This is a genomic window from Phenylobacterium sp. (genome assembly GCF_025351295.1).
Lineage (GTDB): Bacteria > Pseudomonadota > Alphaproteobacteria > Caulobacterales > Caulobacteraceae > Phenylobacterium.
In genome coordinates this window covers 1-7484 of record NZ_JANXWD010000163.1, presented here as the reverse complement: position 1 = coordinate 7484, position 7484 = coordinate 1, and the positions used below count along the sequence as shown (strand labels likewise).

Sequence of the window (7484 nt, the reverse complement as noted above, 5' to 3'; positions counted from 1 at the left end):
GCGCTGGTCCAGCCTGCACGCCTGCCTGAACCCGGCGCGCGGCGATGGCCTGACGCGGACCGGGCCGGTGCTGTCGCGCTATCCCGACTTCGCCGCCATGGTCGCCGCGGGCGAGGACGAGGCCTTGTCGCTGCGCCTGCGCCGGGCCGAGACCATCGGTCGTCCCGTCGGCGACGCGGCGTTCATGGCCCAGCTCGAGGCCCGATCCGGCCGCACGTTCAGCCCGGCCCGGCGGGGCCCAAAGCCGAAGGCGGTATTAAATGCACTGTCACCGTAATCAATGGAAAATCCTGGAAAATCCGAAAATGGCAAATCCGAATGTAAACTAAAATAGTTATACGCGTTGTTGGCGGAGATTAGCGGAACGGTGTAGTTAAAATGCTAATGGTTACAACGGGCAGAATTGCCGATTGTGAGACACACACGATCGACGTAATTAAAGGAAATCGCATTCTCTATGAAGACGAGGTTCGAAAAATGTCTATTTCTTTCGATTTCACGAATAAAGTACTAGACGACAGAAATATGGTAGGGATGATTCTTTATGGAAATTATGCAACATTGATTGAGCGGGAAATAATAGTAGACAATTCTCCATTTGTTGCATTCGAAATCCCACTACTAGCAATAAGAACAGCTCTTGAGAAGCGCGGACACAAGGTAGAACTTTTTATGGATAACGCCTATATATGGTGATGAAAGATGGGATGCGCACCAATTCTATTGGGCTAGTAGATTACGTAGTAGATTACTAGTAGATTACGGTGACAGTGCACTAATTGACGCCGCGGCCCCAGAGTGCGAGCCTCCAGCCATGGCGCGTATGGCTCGCACGGTGTTCGCGGGCCGGTGCTGTCGCGCTATCCCGACTTCGCCGACATGGTCGCCGCGGGCGAGGACGAGGCCTTGTCGCTGCGCCTGCGTCGGGCCGAGACCATCGGTCGTCCCGTCGGCGACGCGGCGTTCATGGCCCACCTCGAGGCCCGATCCGGCCGCACGTTCAGCCCGGCCCGGCGCGGCCCGAAGCCGAAAGCGGTATTGAATGCACTGTCACCGTAATGTGACGGTGACGGGGCGCCGTTCCGCCGGGTCGCCATGATGTACACGGCGACGCTCACCTTGGTTCAGAGGTTGTCCCGCAGCCAGGTCGCCGCCTTGGTGACGATGTTGGCGCTGGGGTCCAGGGGTTCGCGGCGCAGCTTCGACGACGAGAGCTGCTTGGTCGAGACCGCCTCGCGTGGGCCGAAGGCCGAGCGGTGCAGGATGCCGGCGGCGGCGGTGAAGGCCGGGCCCGACGCGGCGTCGGCCAGATGCGGCACCCGGCGCGGGCGACCCAGGCGGACCGGACGGTCGAATACCCGGACGGCCACCTCGCGCACCCCGGCCAGCTGGCTGGCGCCGCCGGTCAGCACCAGCCCGGCGCCCGGCTCGATCGGCGCGCCGGAGGCCTTCAGGCGGTCGCGGAGCAGCTCCAGGGTCTCCTCGACGCGGGGCGCAATGATGCCCTTGAGCAGGCTGCGCGGGGCGATCACCGGGCCCGCGCCCGGGTCGTCGCCCCGCGGCGGCGCTTCGATCATCTCGCGGTCCTCGTTGGCCGAGGCGATGGCAGAGCCGTGCAAGGTCTTGATGCGTTCGGCGCCGGCGATGGAGGTGGAGAGGCCGCGGGCGATGTCCTGGGTCACGTGGTGGCCGCCGACCGGCGCCGTCTCGACATGCACCAGGCTGCCGCCCCGGAACACCGAGGCCGAGGTGGAGCCGCCCCCCATGTCGATGCAGATGCTGCCCAGGTCCATCTCGTCCTCCTCGAGCGCGGCCAGGGCCGAAACGAAGGGGGCGGCGACCACGCCGTCCAGCTGCAGGTGGGCGCGCTCGACGCAGGCGCCCAGGGTGTTGAACACGGTCTCGGCGACCGAGACCACCAGCAGCTCGACGCCCAGGTTGCGGCCGAACATGGCGCGCGGGTCGCGCACCCCGCCCTGCCCGTCCACCGACCAGGCCATCGGCAGGATATGGATGGCGCGGCGGCCCGGCAGCTTGATCTGCGAGAGCGCGTTGCCGATGGCGCGGATCAGGTCGTTGTCGGCGATCGGCCGCGCGCCGATCGACACCCGTCCCGCCACCCGCGACGAGCTCAGCATCCCGCCGGCGGTGGCGATGGTCACGCTCTGGACGTTGACGCCCGCGACGTTCTCGGCCCGCTCCACAGCCTGGGCGATGGCCTCCGAGGCCTCGTCCATGTTGACGATCGCCCCGCCCCGCACGCCGCGCGACTGCACATAGCCGACCCCGCAGGTGGTGAGCGTCCGGTCGCCGCGCCGCACGCCCTCGGGCTTCATGATGAAACAGGCGACCTTCGAGGCTCCCAGGTCGACGGCGGCGGTGATCTTCGGCGGGGCCAGGGCGGCTTTCAGCCCGTCGCGCCCATCCCTTCGCAGGTCGGCCTTTCGCAGGTCAGCCTTCCGGACCTCGACCTTCTTGGCGGGAGCGGTGTCTTGCGGGCGGTCGGCGGTCTTCAACATCGGGCGGACTCGGGCTGGGGGCTTCAGGCGCCGTTGGCGGGCGGAACGGCAGGGGCGGCGGCGACCACGGCGCGCGGGCGCACGGTCATGGCGTCGGGATTGCGCAGGTCGATCCGCTCGAATCCCAGGTCCAGGATGTGCGAGCGGACGTCGAGGTCCTCGAGCTTCATCAGGGCGGCGTCCTGCTCCACGGCCGGGAGCTGGATCAGCGAGCCGTCCTTGAGCCGCAGGTCCCAGCGCCGGTCGTCGACGCGGACCAGCGCCTCCAGGCGGGCCATCAGCTTCGGCCGCTGGGCCAGCACCGGCAGGATCTCCGGCGCATGGGCGGCCCCGCCGGCCCCCACCACCAGCGGCAGGCTGGCGAAGCGGGCCGGGTCGGCCTCGGGGATCCTGTCGCCGTGCTCGTCGATCACCACGCTGCGGCCGTCGTGCTGCCAGACGGCCAGCTGGCGGCGTTCCTTGACCGCGATCATCAGGGTGTCGGGCAGCAGGCGCACGACCCGCGCCTCCTTCACCCAGCCGACCTTCTGCACCCGGTCCTGCAGCTTCGCCAGGTCAAGGCCCAGCAGCGGCTCGTCCCGGTAGATCCCCGCCGCCTTGATGATGTCGGCGGTAGCGAGCGCGGACGCCCCCTGGACGTGGACGGTCTTCAGCCGGAAGCCCGCGGCGCCGAACCGGCCGTCGACGCCGGTCCGGACCGCGTCGGCCAGCCGCAGGCCGCGGCCGCCGGTGGCCAGCGTCGCGGCCAGCGCCAGGGTCAGCACCCCGGCGGCGATCATCAGTATGTGTCTGGGGGAAAGCCTGGCCCGCGCCCCCTCCGCCTTCGCCGCAGGGCGTTTGGCCGGGCTAGCGGGCGTCTTGGCGCGCGTCGTGACTCGCGATCCCCCCCGCACCGCCGCGGGCATAAGCGTCCTCCGTGATCCACAGCACCAGTCGATCGAAATCCACCCCGCCCGCCGCGGCCTGCTCGGGCACGAGCGAGGTGGGCGTCATCCCCGGCTGGGTGTTGACCTCCAGTAGGACCAAAACATCGTTAACGTCGTCATAACGAAGGTCCGCCCGGGTAACGCCTTGGCAACCAAGTGCGGCATGGGCCATCTCAGAGAGTTTCTTCGCTTTTTCCGAGATATGCGGCGGAATCCTGGCGGGAACGATGTGCTCTGAGCCGCCCTCGCCGTACTTCGCCTGATAGTCATAGAAGCCGGCGGCCGGCACGATTTCGGTCACGGTCATCGCCTTGCCGTCCATCACGCCCACGGCCAGCTCCAGGCCGCGGATGTAGGGCTCGACCATGACCTCCTCGCCGAAGGTCCAGGACGGGGCCACGACCGCCTGCGGCGGGCTGTTCGCGCCCTCGAAAACCAGGAACACCCCGACCGACGAGCCCTCGGCGTTGGGCTTCACCACGTAGGGCGGGGCCATCACGTGCCCGGCCGCGACGTCGAAGCGGTTGAAGAGCCCGCCGCCCGGCACGATCACTCCGGCCGCCGCCAGCACCGCCTTGGCCTTGGCCTTGTCCATGGCCAGCGCCGAGGCCAGCACGCCGCAGTGGGTATAGCGTACGCCCAGGGTCTCCAGCACCCCCTGGACGCAGCCGTCCTCGCCCCACGCGCCGTGCAGGGCGTTGAAGCATACGTCGGGCTTCAGGGCGGTCAGCACCTGGGCCAGGTCGCGCCCGGCGTCCACGCGGCTGACCCGGGCGCCCAGCCGCTCCAGGGCGTCGGCGCACTCGCGGCCGGAGACCAGGCTGACCTCGCGTTCCGAGGAGAGCCCGCCCAGCAGGACGGCGACGTGGTGTCCGGAGAGGGGCGCGGCCATGGACGACTCATAGCGAAGGAATGCTCGGTCCGCGGTGGCGGACGGCGCCGGTCCGGTCAAGGGCGCATGATCTTTCGACGCAGCCGGGAGACCGCCCAGAATACCAGCGCCAGGCCGCAGCCGGCGAGGATGCCCGAGGTCAGGTCGCGCAGGATCGTCAGGCCGAAGGTCGCCAGCAGCACGGCGCCCGCCCGCCAGTCGGTCAGCAGGCTGGCGAACTCGCGCCTCTCGGCCATGTTCCAGGCCACCACCACCAGGATCCCGGCCAGGGCGGCCAGAGGCAGGTAGCTGGCCAGCGGCCCGGCCACGATCATGAAGGCCAGCAGGAAGACCGCGTGCAGGATCCCGGCGACCGGGGTGCGGGCGCCGGCCCGGATGTTGGTCGCGGTCCGCGCGATGGTCCCGGTGACGCTCATCCCGCCGAAGCAGGCCGAGGCGATATTGGCCAGCCCCTGCGCCACCAGCTCCATGTTCGAACGATGGATCCGGCCGGTCATCCCGTCGGTCACCTTGGCCGAGAGCAGGCTCTCCAGCCCGCCCAGCAGGGTGAACGAGAGCGCGGTCGGAAACACCGCCGCCGGCAGCGCCCACGACACCACGGGGAGGTGTGGCGCCCGCAGGCCGCGCGGGATGCCGCCGAACCGGCTGCCGATGGTCTCGACGGGCAGGTGCAGCAGGCTCGCGGCGAGGGTGGCCGCCACCACGGCGACCAGCATGCCGGCCAGGTCGGCCGCACGCGTCGGATCGCCAGGACAATCGCCGCCACCCCGACCCCCACCGCCAGCGCGGCCGGGCTGAGGGTCGGCAGCGCGTGGCCCAGCGCCGCCAGCTTCGGCAGCACCGGCCCCGGCTCGACGCCCGCCAGCCTGAGCCCCGCAAGGTCCTTGGGCTGGCTGGCCAGGATGGTCACCGCGATGCCGGCGGTGAACCCGACGGTTGCCGGATGCGGGATATGGCGGATCAGCGAGCCCAGCCGCAGCACGCCGATCAAGGTCAGCATCGCCCCGGAGAGCAGCACCGTCAGGATCAGCCCGTCCGTCCCGAACCGCGCCATGGTGGCCGCGACCAGCACGATGAAGGCGCCCGCCGGCCCGCCGATCCGCACCCGGCTGCCGCCCAGCGCCGACACCAGGAAGCCGCCGACGATCGCTGTGTAGGGGCCGCGGTCGGGCGAGACCCCCGAGGCCACCGCGATGGCCATCGACAGCGGCAGGGCCAGGATGGCGACCGTGAGCCCCGCCATGGCGTCGGCCCGCAGATCGCCCAGGCCGTAGCCCTCGAGCAGGATGCTGACCAGTTTCGGGCGATAGGGATGCGAGGTCGCGGCGCCGTTCGGCATGGCCAAGACTCGTTGATCCGCGCGACCCGAGAGCCTTTCTGGTTCAAGTTGAGTCACTTGAACCAGATAAAAAGGCTCTACCTCTTTGAGTTAGAGCGCGTCGGGCGGCGAAACCGGAATCCACTTTCGCCTGACGCGCTCTAGCCTTGATCTACGTCACGCGACAGGAGAAGCCCGGACGCCGGTCGGACCTGGTGCGGCCCATCCCGCGCCTGTCCCACCCTCGGCTCGTCATTCCCGGCCTCGTGCCGGGGATCCATCGTCCCGCTGGCGTGGTCGTGGAAGCAGGCCGCGCGGCGCGGCCTGCCGCAGAGCCTCGGGCGAGCTGAGGCATGGATCCCCGGCACAAGGCCGGGGATGACGATCAGGAATGGGGGGGGTGGAGCGCCTCTAAGGCCTTGAATCAGGGGGTCGCGACCGCCTTCGGCCGGAAGTCCACGTCCGAATTGGCGACCACATAGAGGAAGGCCGACCAGACGGCGATATTCTGGGCCAGGTCCGCCGGGTCGATCTTGTCCAGGGTGTCGTCGGCCGAGTGATGCAGGTCGAAGTAGCGGCTGGCGTCCTGGTTGAAGTCGACGAACGGCGCGCCCAGCCGGGTCAGGCCCGCGATGTCCGAGCCGCCGAACCGTGGCGGCCCGGTGTTCACTGCCGCCTTCAGCCCCGGCAGGACGGCGCGGAACGCGACCATGGCCGCGTGCGCGTAGGCGGCCGGCGGGGTCGAGAGGCTCCAGATGCGGCCCGAGCCCACGTCGCTCTCGCCGGCGACGACGATCTTGCCCACCTCGTCCTTGTGCGCGGCGGCGTAGGCGGCGCCGGAGCCTTCCTGCTCCTCGGAGCCCCACATCACGACCCGGATGGTCCGGCGTGGCTTGCCCTGCCCGCCCGCCAGCTTCGCCGCCGCGACCGTGATCGCCACCCCCGCCCCGTCGTCGATGGCGCCCGTGCCGGGGTCCCAGCTGTCGAGGTGGCCGCCCACGACCAGCACCTCGTCCGGCTTCTCCCGCCCGCGGATCTCGCCGACCACGTTCCAGGCCTCGGCGGCCGGATTGACACTGGACGCCATCTCCAGGCGCACCGTCACCGGCTTGCCCCGCGCGACCATGTGCTCCAGCAGCTCGGCGTCGACCGTGGACAGCGCCGCGGCCGGGATGCCACCCGGCGCGCCGGCGCCGGTGTGCGGCAGGCGGGTGTGGTCGGTGGAGAGCGAGCGGATCAGGTATCCCACCGCCCCGCGCCTGGCCGCCTCGGCCGGCCCCGACCGCCGCTGGACGCCCACCGCGCCATAGCTCGACCCGTCCTGGGTGCGGGCCATGGCCTGGGTGACCACCGCGATCTTGCCCTTCAGCGACCCCACCGGCTGGTCCAGCATGGCCTGGTAGCTGGTGAACAGCGCGATCGGGGCGGTGATCCCGCCGGGCGGGGTCGGCGCGGACCCGCCGATGCCCAGGATCGCCAGCTTCTGCGGAAAGGGCGCGACCACGTCGGCCGACTCCGGCCCGCGCGACCAGGCCGGGGTGGTGAAGGGCTCCACATGGACGTTCTCGAAGCCCAGTTGCCTCAGCTTGGCGACGCCCCAGTCCCGCGCCCGCTGCATGGCCGGCGAGCCAACCGGCCGCGCGCCGACCTCGGTGGTCAGCGACTCCACCACGTCCCAGCCGGTGGTGTCGGCCAGCGCCTTGTCGCGGACGGCCGCCGCGCCGGCGGCCAGGGTCTGGCCCGTGGGGCTCTGGGCGGAAGCGGGAGCGGCCATCAGGCTGGCGGCGAGGGTGAGGAGAGCGGGGGCGAGGCGAAGCATGCGCATGCTT

The 7484-nt window shown here is 70.0% G+C and carries 5 protein-coding genes and 2 pseudogenes; 2 read left to right on the top strand and 5 right to left on the bottom strand.

Translation table 11 applies throughout. The features are described from left to right. Positions 1-277, top strand: a pseudogene (locus tag Q0R13_RS21750) (transposase); the annotation flags it as partial. Between the two features lie 572 nt (positions 278-849). Then, positions 850-1059: a hypothetical protein gene (locus Q0R13_RS21745; protein ID WP_293907922.1), complete on the top strand. Its 210-nt coding sequence runs from the start codon at positions 850-852 to the stop codon at positions 1057-1059. A 65-nt stretch (positions 1060-1124) separates the two neighbouring features. Here Q0R13_RS21745 and ftsA read toward each other — a convergent pair whose 3' ends face one another. From ftsA to Q0R13_RS21720, 5 genes and pseudogenes are all read right to left on the bottom strand, one after another. Continuing rightward, positions 1125-2450: a cell division protein FtsA gene (gene ftsA / locus Q0R13_RS21740; protein ID WP_293907926.1), complete on the bottom strand. Its 1326-nt coding sequence runs from the start codon at positions 2448-2450 to the stop codon at positions 1125-1127. 92 nt (positions 2451-2542) lie between these two features. Beyond that, positions 2543-3424, bottom strand: a complete 882-nt coding sequence (locus Q0R13_RS21735; RefSeq protein ID WP_293907920.1) for an FtsQ-type POTRA domain-containing protein — start codon at positions 3422-3424, stop codon at positions 2543-2545. Beyond that, positions 3366-4337 (bottom strand): D-alanine--D-alanine ligase, encoded by a 972-nt coding sequence (locus tag Q0R13_RS21730; RefSeq protein WP_293907917.1) that lies wholly within the window; start codon positions 4335-4337, stop codon positions 3366-3368. The genes Q0R13_RS21735 and Q0R13_RS21730 overlap by 59 nt, the downstream gene beginning before the upstream one ends. Positions 4338-4393: 56 nt before the next feature. After that, a pseudogene (locus Q0R13_RS21725) lies at positions 4394-5538 on the bottom strand (SulP family inorganic anion transporter). A 541-nt stretch (positions 5539-6079) separates the two neighbouring features. After that, positions 6080-7484: M20/M25/M40 family metallo-hydrolase (locus Q0R13_RS21720; RefSeq protein ID WP_366853420.1), on the bottom strand; the 1405-nt coding region annotated here is incomplete at its 5' end.